Genomic DNA, 19531 nt, shown 5'->3' on the forward strand with positions numbered 1-19531 from the left:
CGGCGCCGGGGCGCTCAGACCGGAGCGTCGGTGGGCTCCGGGTCACGCGGTGCGATGCGGTAGTCGAAGGCGAGCGTCCCGGGGTCGAGGGCCGTCGTCCCGCCGTCCACGGTGAGCACGGCTCCGTTGACGTAGGAAGCCGCCGGAGACAGCAGCCAGCCGATCGCCTCCGCGACCTCGCGCGGCTCACCGGGACGTCCCTGGGGCAGCAGCCTGGTCGCCTCGTCGTAGGCGGCCTCCATCCCGCCGCCCGGCAGGCCGGCCTCCTCGGCGAAGCGCGTCATGCGCCGGTCGGCCATCTCGGTCCGCACCCAGCCGGGGCACACGATGTTGGCCCGCACCCCCTGGCGCCCGTAGTCGACGGCGACGGAACGGCACAGCTGGAGCAGGGCCGCCTTGGACGTGGCGTACGGGGCGTTGCTGGTGCCGTTGCGCAGGGCGGACACCGAGGCGACGGCGACCACCGCCCCTTGGGACTCCAGCAGGTGCGGGATCGCGGCGCGCAGCAGGAGAAGCGGACCGGTGACATTGGTGCGCATCACCTCGTCCCAGTCCCGCAGCGACATGTCGCCCACGGCTCCGCCCCGCCCGATGCCCGCGTTCAGCACCACTCCGTCGAGCCGTCCGTACGCGTCCAGGGCCGCCCGGACCAGTCCCTCGGCCGCGTCGGGGTCCCCGACATCGGACGGATGGGCCAGCGCCCCCGTCTCCCGTGCGAGGCGCTCCAGGGGCTCGGCCCGCCGGCCGGAGACGACGACCTGGTGACCGGCCTCGGCCAGCATCCGGCCCGTGGCCTGCCCGATTCCCGAGCCTCCGCCGGTCACGACGACAACGCGCTTGTCCTCCACTGCTGTTCAGGCTCCTTCGCCGAGTCCATCGAGATCGTCAAGCTCGTTCGAGCTTAGAACCCGCGGTTGCGCCGGTGACGACTTCCGGCCAGCGTCCGCGAGCCCGGGCAGGGCGCGGTCCGACTCCCTCCCCCGCTTCTCTCACTTCTTACTTCACACCTTGACGGAAGTGGTCTGGACCTCTAGTTTCACCGGGCGACACCCCCACCCCCCACGAAAGGGCGTCCCCAACGTGCCCAGAACCAGGACCCTTTCCGCGTCCACCGCGCTCGCGGTCACCGCTCTCACCCTGTCCACCGGCCTGTTCACGGCCTCCCCCGCGCAGGCCGCGACCGGCACCGTCACCGGTCTCGCCGGCAAGTGCCTCGACGTCGCCGGGGCCGCCTCCGCCGACGGCACGCCCGTACAGCTCTACGACTGCAACGGCACGAACGCCCAGCAGTGGACGGTCGGCAGCGACGGCACCATCCGGGCCCTCGGCAAGTGTCTGGACGTCACCGGCAATTCGACCGCCGACGGCGCCAAGGCACAGCTGTGGACCTGCACGGGCGGCGCCAACCAGAAGTGGACCGTCACCGCCGCCCACGACATCGTCAACCCCCAGGCGAACAAGTGCCTGGACGTCACCGGCAACGACTCCGCCAACGGCACCCGGACACAGATCTGGAGCTGCGGCGGCGGCGCCAACCAGAAGTGGAACGCGCCCGCGGCCGGCGGCGGCACACCCTCCGCGCCGATGGCCGTGGCGCCGTACCTCTACAACGGCTGGGGCAGCCCGCCCAGCCCGAGCACCATCACCCAGGCCACCGGCGTGAAGTGGTTCACCCTGGCCTTCGTGCTGAGCAACGGCTACTGCAACCCGCAGTGGGACGGCAGCCGTCCGCTGACCGGCGGGGTGGACCAGCGGACGGTCGACACCGTGCGGGGGAACGGCGGTGACGTCATCCCGTCCTTCGGCGGTTACAGCGGCAACAAGCTGGAGAGCTCCTGCTCCAGCGCCGGCGAGCTGGCGGCCGCCTACCAGAAGGTCATCAACGCCTACGGCCTGAAGGCGATCGACATCGATCTGGAGGCCGACGCCTACAGCAACGGCACCGTCCAGCAGCGCACGGTCGACGCGCTGAAGACCGTGAAGGCCGGCAACCCGGGGCTGAAGGTGTACATCACCATCGGCACCGGGCAGAGCGGACCCGACACCAGCCTCATCAACCGGGCGGCCGCTTCCGGGCTGAGCGTGGACGCCTGGGCCATCATGCCGTTCGACTTCGGCGGCGCCGGCCGGAACATGGGCAGTCTGACGGTGCAGGCGGCCGAGGGGCTGAAGAACGCGCTGAAGAACGCCTACCGCTACAGCGACGACCAGGCGTACCGGGACATGGGCATCTCGTCCATGAACGGCATCACCGACCAGAACGAGACCGTCACGGTGGCCGACTTCCGCACCATCCTGGCCTACGCCCAGCAGCACCACCTGGCCCGGCTGACCTTCTGGTCCGCCAACCGGGACCGGCCCTGCACGGGCGGCCCCGCCGACAGCTGCTCCGGCGTCGGCCAGTCCGACTGGGACTACACGCGCGTCTTCGCCGGCTACACCGGCTGACGAGAGCCGCCGCCGTCCCCCGGCGCGGGCCTTACGACACCCTCCGCCGACACCGTGCCCGGCATCGGCGGAGGGCACCGGTCGGGCCCACGGCGACCGCCGCCCCGCCCCGCCCCTTCGACCCCCGTGACCACACCGGCGGCTCTTCCTCGTGCGGCCCCGTCAGCCGGGCCGCTCGGGCTTCGCGATGCCCGCCCCCAGCGGTGCGAGGAGTTCACCGGCCCGCTCGCGGCCCTCCTCGGAGCCGAGGTCTGCCCTCGTCCTCCAGGAACGCGGCGTCCTGACAGACCGCGGCCAGGTGCGCCCCGCTGACCAGGGAGACCAGGATCAGGTCGCACCGGGTGCGCAGACAGCTCAGCGACCGCTGCCAGACCGCGGGACAGGGGATCGTACGGTCGCCGGTGGGGAGTTCGAAGGGCCGGGAGCGCAGCACGCTCGCGGCGAGCGCCGTCGGCGGGGCCTCCGCCAGATACAGGCTGTGGTACTGGTCGAGCACCGTAACGGCCGGCCCGGACCTCGCCCGGTGTTCGCCCCGTCACCGATCGGTACCGATGGCCGTGTGCGCCCGGGAAGCGGTGGGCCAGGGCCGCCGCGGGCCGGCCTCCGTCCCGTTGTCGCCGCCGGTGCCCGTTACGCCAGGCGGTGCGCGGGGCCGGGCGGTGCCGGGGGGAGGCGGTGCGCGGGGGCCGGGCGCGGAAACCCGGTGGAGTGTTCGCCGTGGCCGCGCCTAGGGTCGCGGAATGAGTACACGAACTTTCCGTATCACCGTCCGCGGTGCCTTCGACGGCCTCACCGAGGCCCAGCGCGCCGCCCTGGCGGCGGACGCCGCGGAACACGACGCCCTGCGCGCCGCCTTCACCCCCGAGGGGAACCTCACCTACGACATCGCCGCCCGGCCCGCCTTCGTCTTCCGCTTCTCCGCCACGGGCGAGGAAGAGGAGGACATCCTGGAGGCGACGGAGTGGGCCGAGGAAGCGGCGAAGTCCTGGCTGACCGAGCGTGGTTACGGCTTCAAGCGGCTGCGGAGCACCGCCGAGGACCTCTCCCAGGCGCCCCTCGGCAAGCGACAGCGCCGCGCAGCCCGTGCGAACGGCTCATGAGACCGGCCATAAACTTGAGCAGTCAAGGAGATGGCAAGGGAATCGAGAGGCGGCCGGCATGAGTGAGGCCCTCGACGCGGCACTGCGGCTGGTACGGGCCCAGGCCGCGCTCGTACGGCGCTTCGACGCGCGGCTGAGCGGGCTGCACGGCGTCAGCCTCGCCGACTTCACCCTGCTGCTCCGGCTGGGACAGGCGCCCGGCGGCCGGATGCGCCGGGTGGACCTGGCCGAGGCGCTGGGGCTGACCGCCTCCGGGGTCACCCGCGGACTGGCTCCGCTGGAGCGGATCGGGCTGGTGAGCCGGGAGCCGGACGCCCGGGACGCGCGCGTGGCGTACGCAGCGCTGACCGGGACGGGCCGGCGGCGGCTGGCGGAGATGCTGGCCACGGCGGAGGAGACCGCCGCCGAGCTCTTCACCGGCCCGGCGTGGCCCGCGGCGGACGTCGCGAGCCTCGCGGGTCTGCTGACCCGCCTCGGCGGCACCGGCCTGTCGGGAAGCTGAGCCCCGCACCGCCCCAACTCCTGGTGTCACAGGTCACGTTGAGTTGTGGCCGGATTGTGCGTGACCTGTGGCCCGGGGGTGGCATGCTCATGGCTCGTCAACGAGTTACCGGCCAGTGCTACCCGTGAGTAGATCCGGCCCCGGTACCTCTCTGCCACCCCCCACTCCACTCAGGAACCAACCTTGCGCAGACGCATGAGGCACCAGCGTGCCCTGCTGCCCGCCTTCGCCGTGACGACTCTGTTCCTCGGCGCGGCCTGCTCCTCGCCCGCCTCGGAGGCCGCCCAGCCGCCGGCCGCCGGCCAGGGCCGGCAGATCCAGGCCACCGACCGGCCCACCGACGGCACGGAGCACTCGCTCACCGTCGCCGCCGCACCCACCGCCACCGCGACCGCCACGGCGAGCCCGGGCGGCTCCGGTCGGCGAGCACACAGGACGACGCTCAGCGTCGGCTCCTACGACAGCCACACCCGGCGCGCGGTCATCGCCGACAAGCCGAAGGGGAAGGGGAGTTCACCGCGGCCGTCGGCCCCTTCCACGAGCTCCTCCGCCGCACCGGACTCCTCCGCCGCACCGGATTCCTCCGCCGCACCGGGCCGGGCCGCCGTGGGCGACGTGATCGCCAGCGCTCCCGCGCCGGGCGCACCGCACGGGCTGCTCGCCAAGGTCACCAAGGTGATCGGCGAACGGGACGGCGGCACCGAGGTCCAGACCGAACCGGCCACGCTCAACGCCCTGCTGGGCGACGACACGGCGAAGGGCGACGTGCCGGTCGACCCCTCGTCCTTCTCCGTCGACAAGCTGCTGCCCGACGTCCGGGTGTCCTGGTCGAAGACGGGTGACGTGCACGCCGGCCCCAAGGGCGCGACCGTGCCGCTCGGCAGCCTGCGCCTCGACGTCGGCACCGAGGTGGCCACCGCCCAGGACGCCCCGGCGTCGGCCGCCGCTTCCGTGCGCGGTTTCGTCCAGCTGGCCCCGCGGGTCGACTTCGCCTACGGCGGCTCCGGAAGCGACGCCCCGCCCGGCTCGGCGTACCTCGGTGTGTCCGGTGACTGGACCTCCGGCTGGGCGGTCAAGGGACGGGCCGCGGCGGCCACCGGCACCCCGCTGCGCATCCCGTTCGCCAAGCTGCACGCCGACCCCGTCCTCCAGGTCGGCCCGGTCCCCGTCGTCGTCAACCTCGACCTGACCTGCTACTTCCAGATCAGCGCCGACGGCCGGGTCACCGTCGACGTCGAACAGAGCCTCAAGGGCGACTTCAAAGCGGGCGGCACCTTCGGCCCGGCCAAGGGGTGGACCCCGGTCAGCTCCTCCGACATGACGAGCACGCCCGTGCGGGCCTCCGTCAGCACCGCGGGCAGCGTGCGCACCACGCTGGGCGCGGAGGCCACGGTCGGCCTCTACGGCAGCGTCGGCGTCACCGCCGACCTGGCCCCGTATCTGCGCGGCGAGGCCTCCGGCGCTATCACCGCCGCCTCCGACGGCAGCGCGCCGAAGGCGGACGGCACCTGGGGTGTCTACGGCGGCATGGACCTGTCCGGCACCCTGCGCCTCCAGCTGTCGATCTTCGGCACACCGATCATCCAGCGCAGCATCCCGCTGGGCGCCCTGCACCGCGAGTGGGAACTGGCGAGCGGGAAGCTGTCCTCCTAGCTTCCCGATACCGGTGCCAGGGCATCAGGCCCGGACACGGGTGCCGGGCGGTCGTGCTCCGGTGCGGTGCCGGGCCGTAGCCCTGGCGCGGCGGCCGGCCCTCAGGTGCCTGGCGCGACTCCGGCCGTCACGTGCCCGGTACCGGTCTCAGGCCGCGCCGTCCGGTGTCCAGCCCTGGCGGCGCAGTACGGAGGAGACGTCCGGCGCGCGGTAGTGCTCCCCCTTGAGAACCTTGCCGTCGGCCCGGCGGGCCACCTGCCCGTCCGGGCCGATCTTGCTCATGTTGGCGCGATGGATCTCGGCGATCACCTCGTCGAGATCGATGCCGTGCACCAGGGCCGTGCCATAGGCCACGTACACCACGTCCGCCAGCTCGTGCGCGAGCCGGTCCAGCGGGCCCTCCACCGCGACCTCGGCGACCTCCGCGGCCTCCTCGGCGAGCAGTTCGCCCCGGTGGGCGGCCAGTCCGGGCTCCACCTCGGCCGGCGTACTGCGGGCGTCCAGGCCGAAGGCATGGTGGAACTCACGGACGAGACGGGCGGGCGAAGTGGTCATACGGCGACTCTAACGGCCGCCACCGACAACGCCCGCCGCCCGCGGCCCGCCCGGGGTGACCCTGGCCGCACTCGGCCCCGGAGTGCCCCCGGCCCTGTTCAGCGCCACGCGTCGCCTGGCAGGATCGCCGCATGTCCAAGGTGTTCCCCCGGATCGGCAGGCGCCGAGCGCTGCAGGGCACGGCCGTCGGTGTCGTGGCCCTCGGGCTGCTGCTGTGGTGGCTGCTGCCCCTGGGCGAGAAGCCGCCGAGCGGGACGATCGTGTTCAGCACCGGTACGCCCCGCGGGGTCTACCAGGAGTACGGCGAGCGGCTGCGCACCGAGATGGGCAGGGACATGCCCGGCCTGAAGGTGAAGCTGCTCAACAGCGCCGGTTCCCAGGAGAACGTCGCGCGGGTGGCGACCGGGCAGGCCGACTTCACCATCGCGGCGGCCGACGCGGTGGCCACGTACGAGCTGCGGCATGCCGAGGGCGCCGGCCGGCTGCGCGGGGTGGCCCGGCTCTACGACGACTACGTCCATCTCATCGTGCCCCGCGACTCGGACATCAGGAGCGTCGCGGACCTGCGGCACAAGCGGGTGGCGACCGGCCTGCCCGACTCCGGGGTCCGGCTGATAGCCGAACGGGTGCTGCGGGCCGCCGGTATCGACCCGCGCGAGGACATCACCGCGGAGGCGGACGGCATCGACACCGGGCCCGCGCGGCTCCAGCAGGGAAAGATCGACGCCTTCTTCTGGTCGGGCGGCCTGCCCACGAGGGGGCTGGTCTCGCTGGCGAAACAGCGCGCGTTCCGGTTCGTGCCGATCGACGACGCCCTCATCACCCGGCTGCACGGCCAGGGCGAGGCGGCGCGCTACTACCGGGCCACGAACATCCCCGAGTCGGCGTACTCGGACGTGCAGCAGGGCACGCCGGTGCCGACGATCGCCGTGTCCAACGTGCTGATCACCCGCACCGACGTGGATCCCCGGCTGACGGAGTGGGTGACCCGTACGGTGATCGACAGCCGGGACGGCATCGGCAGGCACGTCCACTCCGCCCAGCTGGTCGACCTGCGCACCGCCATCTACACCGACCCGCTGCCGCTGCAGGAGGGCGCCCGGCGCTACTACCGGTCGATGAAGCCGTAGGCACAGCGCAGGTACAGCGGCGGAGGAACGCCCCGGGGTTCGCGGAGGCCGTGGAGGACTCCCGGGACGCCGCGTGAGCCGAGGCGTCCGGGGGGAGCCGACGGGCGCCCGGGGCGCCGCTCGAGCCCGTGACGCCGTAGGAGCCCGGAGAGAGAGGGCCCGGCGTGCCGTCTGAGTGCCAGGCGGCACACGGGGCGCAGGAGCGGGCGCGGCCTCGGCTTCAGGCAGCGCCCGTGGCGCCGTCGGTGGTCTCCGGGTGGCGTGGCACCGTGACCGTCACCCGCAGTCCCCGCGGCTCGTGGTGGGCGTAGTCGATCGCGCCGCCGCCGGCCGCGAGCAGGGCGCGGGTGATGGAGAGGCCCAGACCCGAGCCCTTCACGTTCTGGTGCCGGCCGCTGCGCCAGAAGCGGTCCCCCACGCGCGCGAGTTCCTCCTCGGTGAGGCCGGGACCGGTGTCCGTGACGACGACCGTGGTGAGGTCACCGTCGGCGGAGACGGTGACCTCGACCGTGCCGTCCTCGGGGGTGAACTTCACGGCGTTGTCGATCACCGCGTCCAGGGCGCTGGACAGGGTGATCGGGTCGGCCCAGCCGGTGGTGGGCGGGCAGTCGCCGATGAGCCGGACGCCCTTGGCCCGGGCGGCCGGCGCCCAGGCGGCCACCCGCTCCTCGGCCAGCGCGCCGATGTCGGCCAGCCGGAGGTCGGCCTCGGCGTGCTCGGCCAGCGCCAGGTCGAGCAGGTCGTCCAGGACCTGCGCGAGGCGCTTGCCCTCGGTGCGGACCGAGGCGATCTCCGCGTTGCCCTCGGGGAGTTCCAGGGCGAGCAGTTCGATGCGCAGCAGCAGCGCCGCGAGCGGGTTGCGCAACTGGTGCGAGGCGTCGGCGACGAAGGCGCGCTGCTGCTCCAGCACGGCCTCGACGTTGTCGGCCATCTCGTTGAACGAACGGGCCAGCCGTCTGAGTTCCGGCGGTCCGCCGGCGGCCGCTACCCGGGACTTCAGGCGCCCGGTGGCGATGTCGTGGGTGGTGGCGTCCAGGACCCGGACCGGCCTGAGCACCCAGCCGGTCAGCCGCAGCGCCGCGCCGACGGCGAGCAGCATGGCCGCGATCTCGCCGGCCCCGATGAACAGCCAGCCGCGCAGGATCCGGGAACGCAGCTGTCCGGTGGGTGAGTCGGTGACCACGACCGCGACGACGTCCCCGTCCCGGATCACCGGTGAGGCGACGACGAGCCGGCTGTGCCGCCAGGGCCACGCCTGGGGCGAGTCGTGGCTGCGCCGGCTGAGCAGCGCCTCGTCGAAGGCCCTGCGGACCTCACCCGTCGGCGGTACGAAGAAGTCGCCGGGAGCGATGGCCATCGCCGAACCGTTGCGGTAGAAGACACCGGCGCGGATGCCGTAGACGCCGTAGTAGCTCTCCAGCTCGCGGCGCAAGGCCCCCAGGCGCTCGTCCGTCGTGGTGCGGCGGGATCCGCCGGGCCCGTCGGTGACGAACTGAGCGAGCGCCGCGAACCGTGCCGTGTCGTCGATCCGGTCCACGACGACCTGCTGCTGCCGGGCGGCGGCCACACTGCCCGCGAGCGGGACGCCGAGCGCGAGCAGGACGGCCGCCAGCAGGACGATGAGCAGCGGGAGGAGGCGTGTGCGCACCCGTCCCCGCTAGGCGGCCGGGGCGACGAGCCGGTAGCCGACGCCGCGTACGGTCTCGATCAGCGCGGGCATGCGCAGTTTGGCGCGCAGGGAGGCGACGTGCACCTCCAGGGTGCGGCCGGTGCCCTCCCAACTGGTGCGCCAGACCTCGCTGATGATCTGTTCCCGCCGGAAGACCACTCCGGGCCGCTGGGCGAGCAGGGCGAGCAGGTCGAACTCCTTGCGGGTCAGCTGTATCACCGCACCGTCCACGCTGACCTGGCGGGTGGGCAGTTCGATGCGGACGGCGCCGAGGAGCAGGGCGCTGTCACCGGCGGTCGCGGCGTCCTCGTGGGCGGTGCGCCGGCTGACGGCGTGGATCCGGGCGAGCAGTTCCCCGGTGTCGTACGGCTTGACGACGTAGTCGTCGGCGCCCAGGTTGAGCCCATGGATGCGGGAGCGGACGTCGGAACGCGCGGTGACCATGATCACCGGGATCGCGGTGCGCTTGCGGATCTTGCCGCAGACCTCGTAGCCGTCCTGGTCGGGCAGGCCGAGGTCGAGCAGCACCACGCCGAAACCGGCGCCCTCGGGAACGAGCGCCTGGAGGGCCTCCTCGCCGCTGCGCGCGTGAGTGACGTGGAACCCGTGCCGCGCGAGAACGGCCGACAGAGCCGCGGCGACGTGGTTGTCGTCCTCGACGAGGAGCAGTCTCATCCAGGCCCCCTCCAGTTCAGCGGTCGTACGGTCTCGGTTCGCGACGGTCTTGTGGATCACACGCACGCGCGCGTGCACCATGGCAGTGACGCTGATGGATAAGGACGGCGTCAAGAGGGTTCGGGTTGCCGGTCGCTTCCGTTACCCGGCCGATACGCGCACAGGCGCCAAGTGCTACGACACGTGTCCGATTGCTATCGGATCGTGATGCTCAGATCTCCCTCAGATGTGATGACGCAGGTCACAGCCCCTCATTACTGTCCTCGGAAACCCGAGGAGGACGGAGCCCGAGAGCGATGACCAAAGTAACGGTGGCCAAGGAGGACGCGGCCACGTCCGACGAACTGGTCGTCCTGAAGAGCGTCAACAAGCACTTCGGCGCGTTGCACGTGCTCCAGGACATCGACCTGACGATCGCCCGCGGCGAGGTCGTCGTGGTCATCGGGCCCTCCGGGTCCGGAAAGTCGACCCTGTGCCGCACCATCAACCGCCTGGAGACGATCGATTCAGGCGCGATCACGATCGACGGCAAGGCCCTGCCGCACGAAGGCCGGGAACTGGCGCGGCTGCGGGCCGACGTCGGGATGGTGTTCCAGTCGTTCAACCTCTTCGCGCACAAGACCGTGCTCGAGAACGTGATGCTGGGCCAGCTCAAGGTGCGCAAGGCGGACAAGAAGCAGGCCGAGGAGAAGGCCCGGGCACTGCTGGACCGGGTCGGCGTGGGCACCCAGGCCGACAAGTACCCCGCCCAGCTGTCCGGCGGCCAGCAGCAGCGCGTCGCGATCGCGCGGGCCCTGGCGATGGACCCGAAGGTCATGCTCTTCGACGAGCCGACCTCCGCCCTCGACCCCGAGATGATCAACGAGGTCCTCGAGGTCATGCAGCAGCTCGCCCGTGAGGGCATGACGATGATCGTCGTCACGCACGAGATGGGCTTCGCACGATCGGCTGCGAACCGGGTGGTCTTCATGGCGGACGGCCGGATCGTCGAACAGGCTGCGCCCGACCAGTTCTTCAGCAACCCGCGCAGCGACCGGGCCAAGGACTTCCTGTCCAAGATCCTGCACCACTGACGCCACGGCCCGGCTCGCCTCACGCGTCCCAGGGACCTCGTTCCTCACCACTCAAAGGATGTTCACCATGAAGCTCCGCAAGGTCACCGCCGCCTCGGCCGTCCTCCTCGCCCTGTCCGTGACCGCCACCGCGTGCGGCGGCGACAAGGACGACAAGGGTTCCGGCGGTGGCAAGAAGATCACCATCGGCATCAAGTTCGACCAGCCCGGCATCGGCCAGCAGACCCCGCAGGGCTACTCGGGCTTCGACGTCGACGTCGCCACCTACGTCGCCAAGAAGCTCGGTTACAACGCGGACCAGATCGAGTGGAAGCAGTCGAAGAGCGCCGACCGCGAGACCATGCTGAAGCGCGGCGACGTCGACTTCATCGTCGCCTCCTACTCGATCACCCCCGAGCGCCAGAAGCTGGTCGACTTCGCCGGCCCGTACCTGCTGGCCCACCAGGACGTGCTGGTCCGCGCGGACGACGCCTCGATCAAGACGGTGGCCGACCTCAACAAGGCGAAGCTCTGCTCGGTCACCGGCTCGACCTCGGCGCAGAACGTCAAGGACAAGCTCGCCCCCAAGGCGCAGCTGCAGAAGTACCCGACGTACTCCGCCTGTCTGACCGGCCTGCAGAGCAAGGCGATCGACGCCCTCACCACCGACGACTCGATCCTCGCCGGCTACGCCAGCCAGGCCCAGTTCAAGGGCAAGTTCAAGCTCGGCGGCCTGAAGATGACCAACGAGAACTACGGCATCGGCGTCAAGAAGGGCAGCGACCTCAAGGCCAAGATCAACAAGGCCCTCGAGGACATGGTGGCCGACAAGTCGTGGCAGCAGGCCGTGGACAAGAACTTCGGCCCGGCCGGCTACAAGAACGAGCCCGCCCCGAAGATCGGCGACATCAAGAGCTGAGGCAACGCCCGTAGGGTGCGCCGTCCGTGAGGGCGGCGCACCCGGGCATCCCTACACGCGGAAGCGCGGGAGATCGTGTTCGACTTTCTTGAAGGTTACGACGTACTCGGTGCCTTCTGGACGACAGTGCAGCTGACCCTGTTGTCCGCCGTGGGCTCCCTGGTCTGGGGCACCCTGCTGGCCGGCATGCGGGTGGGCCCGGTACCGCTGATGCGCGGTTTCGGCACCGCCTACGTGAACATCGTGCGGAACATCCCGCTCACGGTGATCATCCTGTTCGCCTCGCTGGGCCTCCACGACACGCTGGGCATCAGCCTCGGGGCCGGCGACGTCGTGGACTCGTACAGCTTCCGGCTGGCGGTCCTCGGCCTGACCGCCTACACGTCGGCCTTCGTGTGCGAGGCGATCAGGGCCGGCATCAACACCGTGCCAGTGGGCCAGGCGGAGGCCGCGCGGGCCATCGGCCTGAGCTTCACCCAGGTGCTGTTCCTGGTGGTGCTGCCGCAGGCGTTCCGGGCCGCGGTGCTCCCGCTGACCAACGTCCTGATCGCGTTGACGAAGAACACGACGGTGGCCGCCGCGATCGGCGTCGCCGAGGCGGCCGCGCTGATGAAGGACATGGTCGAGAACGAGGCACAGTTGCTGCTGATCTCCGCGCTCTTCGCGTTCGGTTTCTGCTGCCTGACCCTGCCGACCGGTCTGATCCTCGGCTGGGTGAGCAAGAAGGTGGCGGTGAAGCGATGAATTCGGTCCTCTACGACGCCCAGGGGCCGCGCGCCAAACGGCGCAACATCCTCTACACGGTGCTCTTCATAGCCGCGCTCGCGGCGCTCGTCTGGTGGGTGTACGCGTCCCTCGACGAGAAGAACCAGCTGGAGTGGGCGCTGTGGAAGCCCTACTTCGGCGGTGACACCGAGGCGTACTCGGCCTACATCTGGCCCGGTCTGCAGAACACCCTGAAGGCCGCGGCGCTGGCGATGATCATCGCGTTGCCGCTGGGCGCCGTCCTCGGCATCGCCCGGCTCTCCGACCACGTGTGGGTGCGGGGCCCGGCCACGGTCGTCGTGGAGTTCTTCCGCGCGATCCCCGTGCTGGTCCTGATGATCTTCGGCAACGAGCTGTACAGCCAGTACACCGACGTGAGTTCCGACGACCGTCCGCTCTACGCGGTCGTCACCGGCCTGGTGCTGTACAACGCGTCCGTGCTCGCCGAGATCGTCCGCGCGGGAATCCTGGCCCTGCCGAAGGGGCAGTCCGAGGCGGCCATGGCCATCGGTCTGCGCAAGAACCAGGTGATGCGGCTCATCCTGCTGCCGCAGGCGGTCACCGCGATGCTCCCGGCGATCGTCAGCCAGCTGGTGGTCATCGTGAAGGACACCGCGCTCGGCGGCGCCGTCCTCACCTTCCCCGACCTGCTCGCCGCGGCGAACACCATGAGCGGCTACTACGGCGCCAACACCATCGCGTCCTTCACGATCGTGGCCCTGATCTTCGTGATCCTCAACTTCTCGCTGACCTCGTTCGCGAGCTGGCTGGAGGGACGGCTGCGGCGGGGCAAGAAGTCGACCGGCGCGGTGCTCGGGGTCCAGGAAGCCGCGGAGATCGGGGGCACGGCGGCGACCGGGGCAGGCGGTACCCCCGGGGCCCTGTGACCTCAGCGGTCCCTTCACCGGTGGCGGTCAGCAGGACGCCGGCAAGGCCGACTGACGATCATTCAGGTGACATGAAGCGACCGGGGGCAGTGGCGTGATCGCCACTGCCCCCGGTCGCTTGACGCAAACTCTGTCAATGGGTTGCATACGTTTCGTGATCGTGCACCCCGCTCCGCCTTCCTGTTCACTTGTCTCCGTCAGGGCATCGTCACGGGCAGGGGGCGCCGCGTCATGGACCCGGTGATCATTGTCGGAGCGGGGCCGGTCGGGCTGACGCTCGCCCTGCTGCTGGCCCGTCAGAACGTGCCCGCCGTCGTCCTGGACGAGGGCCCCGGCAAGGACGAGCCCCGCCCGGCGCGCACGGTCGTCCTGCGCGAGGACACGGCGGCCCTGCTGGAGCGGCTGACCTCGGTGGCCCTCGATGAGCACGGGGTGCGCTGGGCCGGATGGCGGTCCCTGCGCCGCAAACAGGTGATGAGCGAGGTCGCTTTCGGCGAGGCGGACCCCGCCGCCCCGCTGCACATCGCCCAGCACGTCCTCACGAACGCCCTGCGCGCTGCCCTGGCCGACGAGCCGCTGGTGAAGGTGGCCGTCGACAGCCGCCTGGACGCGGTCGAGCAGGAGCGTTCCGGCGTCTCCGCGCACACCCGTGGGGCCAGGGGCACATGGTGGCGCGGCAGCTATCTGGTCGGCTGCGACGGCCCCCGCTCGACCGTGCGCAAGCTCCAGGACATCCGCTTCCCGGGCCGCACGGCGGTGGAGCGGCACGCGGTCGCCGCGCTGCGCGCGGAACTTCCGTGGGAGGGTCACGCGTTGCTCCATCGGATGCCGCCGTGGCGGTCGTCCGGGCCCTCGGCCGGGGAGGTGACCGCCCGCCCCCTCCCGGACGGCGTCTGGCGCCTGGACTGGCTGCTGCCGCCGGGCAAGGACCTGGTCACGCCCGAGATCCTGGTGGCCGGTGTCCGCGAGACCCTCACGGGGTGGACGGACAGCAGCGCTCCGGCGTACGAACTGCTCGACACGGGTGTCCACACGGTGCACCACCGTCTGGCCCGCCGGTGGCGCGCCGGCCGGGTCTTCCTCGCCGGGGACGCGGCCCATCTGCTCGGCGCGTTCGGCACGCAGGGACTCGACGAGGGCCTGCGGGACGCCGACAACCTCGCCTGGAAACTGGCGGCTGCCTGGCACCACGGCCCGCACGAGGCCCTGCTGGACAGCTACCAGACCGAGCGGCGCGCGCTGGTCGCCGCCCGGCTGCGCGCCGCCGACCAGGCACTTCCGGTGCTGCGCGGCGGAGGCGGGCTGCGCGGCATCGTCCCGGGCACCGCCCGGGGCCACGACGCGCTGTTCACCGACGGCCACCTGGGGCGCGGTCCGCTGGGCGCGTCCGGCACGTACGCCGACTCGCCGCTCGCGCCGCGGCACCTGCAGGCGGACGTTCCCGTCGACACCCCGCCCGGCGCACCGGTGACCGATGTCCGGGTCACGGCGGAGGACGGGTCCTTTGTGCAGCTGCGTGACCGGCTCGGCCGCGGGGCGCTGCTCGTCGTCCTGATCGCGCCGGGCACGGGTGTCTGGGACCGCAAGCACTGGGTGTCCGCCGGGGTCATGCCCCGGCTCGCGGCGGCCGTGGCCGCGCTGCCGCACCCGGCCGAGCTGCTGGTCGCGGAGAGCTACCCGGGCGCGCCGGCGCACAGCGTGCTGCTGGTGCGCCCCGACGGCCACCTGGTCACCGCGCTCAGCGGAGTCCGCCCCGCCGACCTCTACGCGGCGGCGGAGGCCACGCTGGGCGGCACGGCCCGGGAGGAACGGCAGGAAGAGACCCGCGAGGAGCCGGCACCGAAGGAGGAAGCCGGCTCCGGCGTGCGCTGACGGCGCGGGTCGGGGGGAACCGGTTCGGGGGCTCCTGATGGTGCGGGGGGGGTGCGAGGAGGAACGGCTCCCACGTCCCCTGGCCGTGCTTGCCGGGCCGCGGGGAACCGCCGTCGCCGGGCTTCGACCACGCTGGGCGAGGCGCTCGGGAAGACCGGCTCCGGCGCGCCCCTGCCGGGTGCGGGGAGGCCCGCTCCGGCCGGCGCGAGGAGGCCGACTCCGAAGCACTCCCGCCGTGCGCGGGGTCGCCGACTCCGCAGCACACCTGCCGGGCGCGGGGGCGCCAACTCCCAAGCGCCCCTGCCGTGCGCGGGAGGCCCGCTCCGGTACGCCCCCGGCGGGCGTGGTGGGAGGGTGTCCGGGGCGGGCTCCGGCGTGCGCCGACCGTCCACGCTTCGCCCCCGTCCACGGGGTGACACCCGGTTGACCGAGGTGCGTCGGCATGCTGTACTCCGGACCGTGACCGACACCTGTGTGCGCCTGTGGCGGAGGGTCCACATGGACCTCGTCCGCTATGCGGGCTGCGTGTGTCGCCCGTCCTGCTGAATTCGCATCCTTCCCTCACCGGGCGCCGTCGCGCGCCCGTTTCCGCGAACGCATTCCAGGACGGTGCCCGTGTCTGTCCCCTCCCCTTCCCTGTCCTCATCCGTGTCCCTCGCCGCCTCGGCGCCCACCCAGGCGGATCTCCTCGACTTCGTCCGGCGTACCGCGGCCGACGCCGAACTGATCGCCTCCCTGCCGCTCGACCCGGAGGGCCGCACCTGGGTACGGCTGCGAGGCCCCGCCGGGAGCGAGGCCTGGCTGATCGGCTGGCCGCCCGGTACCGGCACCGGCTGGCACGACCACGCGGACTCGGTCGGCGCCTTCCTCACCGCTTCGGGCGAACTCACCGAGAACTCCCTCACCGCCCGGCTGCCCACCGACGGCTGGAAGACCCTGGAACTCACCGAGGGCGTGGACCGCGTACGCCGGCTGCCCGCGGGACAGGGCCGTGCCTTCGGCCACCACCATGTGCACGAGGTGCTCAACGAGTCCCACGACCGACACGCGATCTCCGTGCACGCCTACTACCCGCCGCTGCCGCGGATCCGTCGGTACAGTCGCGCCGGCCAGGTGCTGCGCCTGGAGCAGGTCGAACGCCCGGAGGACTGGCAGTGAGCGACATCAGCGAACAGCCGGCGGTGGTCCTCGCGTCCGGCGAACGCCCGACCGGTATCGACGAGTTGCTGGAGCGGGTGCGCGCGGGCTACCGGCGCATCGACGCCCGGGAGGCCCACGAGCTGGCGCGGTCCGGCGGGGCGCTGCTGGTCGACATCCGGTACGCGGCCCTGCGGGAGCGGGACGGGCTCATCCCCGGTGCCGTCGTGGTCGAGCGCAACGAACTGGAGTGGCGCCTCGATCCCCAGGGCAGTCACCGCCTCCCCGAGGCCACCGGGCACGACCTGCGTGTCGTGGTGATCTGCAACGAGGGCTACGCCTCCAGTCTCGCCGCCGCGTCACTCCACCAGCTGGGCCTGCGCCGGGCGACCGACCTGGTGGGCGGCTTCCAGGCCTGGCGGGCGGAAGGGCTGCCGGTGGAACCGGCGAGGCCCTGACCACATCGTCGAGGACGGACGACAACGGTGAACCCCCCGCACGCTGCGGGGGGTCATGGCCGTTCACCCCTGGTGCGCTTCCCGCACCGTGGGCCGTCTCGGCCCTGATGCACTTCCCGCGCCGTGGGCCGCGTCTTCGCCCGGGTTACTCCTTCGCCGTGGCGACCGTCACCGCCCGCACCCGGAGCGCCGCCCGCCCCGGCACGGAGCCGGCCACGAGCGCGAGGACGCCCGCGATCCCGACGACGCCGACGTAGAGCAGCGGGGTGACCGTCGGAGCGGCCCGGCCCGTCATGCCGACGCTGAACGCGGTGAGCACGGCGAGGGCGATACCGCTGCCGAGTGAGGTGGCGAGGAACAGGACGGACAGCGCCTCGGTGCGCAGCATGCGCAGCACCTGCCGCCGGGTCGCGCCGGCGAGGCGGAGCAGCGCGAACTCCCGGACACGTTCGGCGACCGACATGGCGAGCGTGTTGACGACGGCGATGGCGGTGAAGGCCAGGACCAGCCCCATGGCGAGGTAGTTCACCTCGGCGTTCGCCTGCTGCCGGTCGGCCTGCAGGGCATCGGCGGCGGCCGGAGAGAGAATTCGCAGCCCCGGGAACTCACGGAGAGTAGTCGCGAGTTCTGTCTGTGTACGGGTCGTGCTGACGAGGACGGAGGAGGCGAGCGGATTGTCGACGTGGTGGGCCACGAGGTCGTGGGCGAAGGTGAGGTCGCCGAAGCCGAGACCGCGGGTGTAGACGGCGGCGACGGTGAGCGTGGCGGGCGTGCCGTCGCCCAGTGTGAGCTTCAGGGTGCTTCCCGGCCTCAGGTGCTGCTGGTCCGCGGCCAGTTCGCTGACGGCGACGGTACCGGGACCGAGCCGGTCGAGGGAGCCGGCGGTGACCTCCGGGTCCCAGGTGCGGGTCAGGCCCGCGGGGGTGACTCCCTGTGCGACGTACTTGTCGAGGCCGACGCGGACGGTCGTGCGGACCACCTCGGTGACGGTGTCGTGCCGTGCGCGCAGCCGCTCGGCGGCTTCGCCGGGGACACCCACCCCCTGCGCGGCGACGACCCAGTCGGCCGTGATGCCTTCACGGGCCTGGGTACGGGCGGCGTTCCCGAGGGTGGCCTGGACGAACAGGACGGTGCAGGTCATGCCGACGAGCAGGGCGAGCGGGGTGACGACGGAGGCCATGCGGGCGGCGTTGCCGCGCAGGTTGGCGATGGCGAGCCGGCCGCCGTGCCCGGTGAGCCGGAGCGGTCCGGCGAGCAGCAGCGCGGCGGCCTTGACCAGGAGAGGACCGAGGAGGGCGACGGAGGTGGACAGCACGATGACAGCGAGGAAGGTCACGGGAGTCGAGGCGGGCTCGGTGCGCAGAGAGGCGAGGACGACGACCAGGACGACTCCGCCGGCCAGGAGCAGCAGCCCGGCGGCGATGCGGCCCCAGGCGGGCCGGGTGCGCTCGGCCCTCGCTTCGGCCAGGGCCTCGGCCGGGCGGATCCGGACGATCCTGCGGGAGGCGATCCGGGCCGCCGCCCAGGCACCGAGCAGGGTGGCGGCGAGAGCGGCGAGCGGCGGGAAGACACTGACGGTGTGTTCGAGCGTTTCGGGTACGGCGCCGAGAGCGACGAACCTGGAGTGCAGCCAGCTGCCCAGCAGCAGTCCGAGCAGTGCGCCGGCCGTGCCCGCCGCCGCGCCGACGATCAGCGCCTCCCGGCCGAGCAGCTTGCGGATCTGCCCGGGGGTGGCGGCGATGGCCCGGAGCACGGCGAGTTCGCGGTGGCGTTGCTGGACGGTGAGCGCGAAGGTGCCGACGACCACCAGGATCGCCACCAGCAGCGAGGTGCCTCCCATGGCGCCGCCCATGCTGATCAGCCGGGTGCGGGCGGCGGCCGCGTCCAGGAACTCGACGGGCCCGCGGGCGTCGCCGGTGCTGACCTGGGCCGTGGTGCCGTGCAGCGCCTTCGTCAGGGCCTCGCGCACCCGCTCGGGGTCGGCTCCCTGGGCCGGCAGCACGCCGAACGCGGTGACCTGCCCGGGGTGCGCGGCCAGCCGGCGGGCCTCGGCGGTGGAGAAGAACAGTGACGTCTGGTGGCGCACGGGAGTGGCCGGGGTGGCGATACCGGTGATGCGGTAGTCACGCGGGGCCCGCGTGGACTGCACGGTGAGGTGGTCGCCGGGCCGGAGGCGGGCCCGCGCGGCGAGGTCGCCGTCGATGACGAGGTCGTCCGCGGCCCGGGGGGCGCGGCCCGCGGTCAGCCGGTACGGAGTCAGCGCGGCGGAGTCCCAGGCGTGGCCGTAGGCGGTACGGCCGCCGGTGCCGGCGGGGGTCGACGGCTGGGCCAGGAAGGTGAGTTCGGGGACGACCCGGGCCACGCCGGGGGTGCGGGCGAGCGTGCTGCGCAGTTGCTCGGGCAGCCAGGCACGCTCGGCGATGGGCTTCGCCTTGTGCTTGACCTTGGTCTTGCCCTTCTTGTGCTTGACGGTGGTCCGGTGCACGTACTGGTCGGCGGAGACCACGACGGGAGCGGCGGCGTAGCGCTCGGTACGGATGGTGCCGCGCAGGCCGGTGTCGAGGAGGCTGCCGCAGGCGGTGATCAGAGCGGCCGCGCACATCAGGGCGAGGAAGGCGCCGAGGAAAGCGGCCTTCCGGGCGCGGACGGTCCGCAGGGCGTAACGCAGCATCATGGGGACGGGCTCTCTTCTGTTGTGTGCACGGGTTG

Annotated in this window: 19 protein-coding genes; 13 read left to right on the top strand and 6 right to left on the bottom strand. The window is 72.3% G+C overall.

All coding sequences use genetic code 11. The features are described from left to right. Positions 1-14 precede the first annotated feature (14 nt). Positions 15-848: an SDR family NAD(P)-dependent oxidoreductase gene (locus tag FHS34_RS27135; protein ID WP_184970042.1), complete on the bottom strand. Its 834-nt coding sequence runs from the start codon at positions 846-848 to the stop codon at positions 15-17. Positions 849-1080: 232 nt separating this feature from the next. On the opposite strand from FHS34_RS27135, the gene FHS34_RS27140 reads away from it, so the two are divergent. Next, positions 1081-2448, top strand: coding sequence for a lectin (locus FHS34_RS27140; protein ID WP_184970043.1), 1368 nt, complete (start codon positions 1081-1083; stop codon positions 2446-2448). Positions 2449-2662: 214 nt separating this feature from the next. Here FHS34_RS27140 and FHS34_RS27145 read toward each other — a convergent pair whose 3' ends face one another. After that, the gene (locus FHS34_RS27145) at positions 2663-2944 is read right to left on the bottom strand and encodes a hypothetical protein (protein WP_225817613.1); all 282 of its coding nucleotides are present in this window, start codon (positions 2942-2944) and stop codon (positions 2663-2665) included. A gap of 244 nt (positions 2945-3188) precedes the next feature. Between FHS34_RS27145 and FHS34_RS27150 the strand changes: the two genes are divergently transcribed. The 3 genes from FHS34_RS27150 (at position 3189) to FHS34_RS27160 (ending at position 5703) form a co-directional block, all read left to right on the top strand. Then, the gene (locus FHS34_RS27150) at positions 3189-3548 is read left to right on the top strand and encodes a DUF6204 family protein (RefSeq protein WP_184970045.1); all 360 of its coding nucleotides are present in this window, start codon (positions 3189-3191) and stop codon (positions 3546-3548) included. A gap of 58 nt (positions 3549-3606) precedes the next feature. Beyond that, positions 3607-4050: a MarR family winged helix-turn-helix transcriptional regulator gene (locus FHS34_RS27155; RefSeq protein ID WP_184970047.1), complete on the top strand. Its 444-nt coding sequence runs from the start codon at positions 3607-3609 to the stop codon at positions 4048-4050. A 195-nt stretch (positions 4051-4245) separates the two neighbouring features. After that, on the top strand, positions 4246-5703 hold the full coding sequence (locus tag FHS34_RS27160; protein WP_225817612.1) for a hypothetical protein: 1458 nt from the start codon (positions 4246-4248) through the stop codon (positions 5701-5703). A gap of 147 nt (positions 5704-5850) precedes the next feature. On the opposite strand, the gene FHS34_RS27165 is transcribed toward FHS34_RS27160, so the two are convergent. Next, positions 5851-6258 (bottom strand): pyrophosphohydrolase domain-containing protein, encoded by a 408-nt coding sequence (locus tag FHS34_RS27165; protein ID WP_184970049.1) that lies wholly within the window; start codon positions 6256-6258, stop codon positions 5851-5853. A 131-nt stretch (positions 6259-6389) separates the two neighbouring features. Here FHS34_RS27165 and FHS34_RS27170 point away from each other — a divergent pair, with 131 nt between their 5' ends. Next, positions 6390-7388 (top strand): TAXI family TRAP transporter solute-binding subunit, encoded by a 999-nt coding sequence (locus FHS34_RS27170; RefSeq protein WP_184970051.1) that lies wholly within the window; start codon positions 6390-6392, stop codon positions 7386-7388. Positions 7389-7608: 220 nt separating this feature from the next. Here the strand turns inward: FHS34_RS27170 and FHS34_RS27175 are convergent, their stop codons facing one another. Continuing rightward, positions 7609-9036: a sensor histidine kinase gene (locus tag FHS34_RS27175; RefSeq protein ID WP_184970053.1), complete on the bottom strand. Its 1428-nt coding sequence runs from the start codon at positions 9034-9036 to the stop codon at positions 7609-7611. Positions 9037-9045: 9 nt separating this feature from the next. Beyond that, positions 9046-9732, bottom strand: coding sequence for a response regulator transcription factor (locus tag FHS34_RS27180; RefSeq protein ID WP_184970143.1), 687 nt, complete (start codon positions 9730-9732; stop codon positions 9046-9048). A gap of 296 nt (positions 9733-10028) precedes the next feature. On the opposite strand from FHS34_RS27180, the gene FHS34_RS27185 reads away from it, so the two are divergent. The 8 genes from FHS34_RS27185 (at position 10029) to FHS34_RS27215 (ending at position 16822) form a co-directional block, all read left to right on the top strand. Continuing rightward, positions 10029-10805, top strand: coding sequence for an amino acid ABC transporter ATP-binding protein (locus FHS34_RS27185; protein ID WP_184970055.1), 777 nt, complete (start codon positions 10029-10031; stop codon positions 10803-10805). Between the two features lie 67 nt (positions 10806-10872). Next, positions 10873-11703, top strand: a complete 831-nt coding sequence (locus FHS34_RS27190) for a glutamate ABC transporter substrate-binding protein (RefSeq protein WP_184970057.1) — start codon at positions 10873-10875, stop codon at positions 11701-11703. Between the two features lie 75 nt (positions 11704-11778). Next, a complete protein-coding gene (locus FHS34_RS27195; protein WP_184970060.1) occupies positions 11779-12447 on the top strand; it encodes an amino acid ABC transporter permease in 669 nt (222 codons plus the stop codon). Further along, positions 12444-13355 carry an amino acid ABC transporter permease gene (locus tag FHS34_RS27200; protein WP_184970062.1) on the top strand — a complete coding sequence of 304 codons (912 nt, stop codon included), beginning with the start codon at positions 12444-12446 and terminating at the stop codon, positions 13353-13355. The genes FHS34_RS27195 and FHS34_RS27200 overlap by 4 nt, the downstream gene beginning before the upstream one ends. A gap of 231 nt (positions 13356-13586) precedes the next feature. Then, on the top strand, positions 13587-15227 hold the full coding sequence (locus FHS34_RS27205) for an FAD-dependent monooxygenase (RefSeq protein WP_184970064.1): 1641 nt from the start codon (positions 13587-13589) through the stop codon (positions 15225-15227). A gap of 474 nt (positions 15228-15701) precedes the next feature. Next, entirely contained in the window at positions 15702-15773 is a 72-nt protein-coding gene (locus FHS34_RS43845; RefSeq protein ID WP_309544753.1) for a putative leader peptide, read from the top strand. Between the two features lie 63 nt (positions 15774-15836). Further along, the gene (locus FHS34_RS27210) at positions 15837-16385 is read left to right on the top strand and encodes a cupin domain-containing protein (protein WP_184970066.1); all 549 of its coding nucleotides are present in this window, start codon (positions 15837-15839) and stop codon (positions 16383-16385) included. Beyond that, complete coding sequence (locus FHS34_RS27215; protein WP_225817611.1) at positions 16382-16822, top strand: rhodanese-like domain-containing protein; 441 nt, start codon at positions 16382-16384, stop codon at positions 16820-16822. The genes FHS34_RS27210 and FHS34_RS27215 overlap by 4 nt, the downstream gene beginning before the upstream one ends. Before the next feature lie 145 nt (positions 16823-16967). Here FHS34_RS27215 and FHS34_RS27220 read toward each other — a convergent pair whose 3' ends face one another. After that, entirely contained in the window at positions 16968-19496 is a 2529-nt protein-coding gene (locus FHS34_RS27220) for an ABC transporter permease (RefSeq protein ID WP_184970068.1), read from the bottom strand. Positions 19497-19531 lie beyond the last annotated feature (35 nt).

Origin of the sequence: Streptomyces echinatus (assembly GCF_014203595.1) — a bacterium.
In the GTDB taxonomy this organism is placed as follows: Bacteria; Actinomycetota; Actinomycetes; order Streptomycetales; family Streptomycetaceae; genus Streptomyces; species Streptomyces echinatus.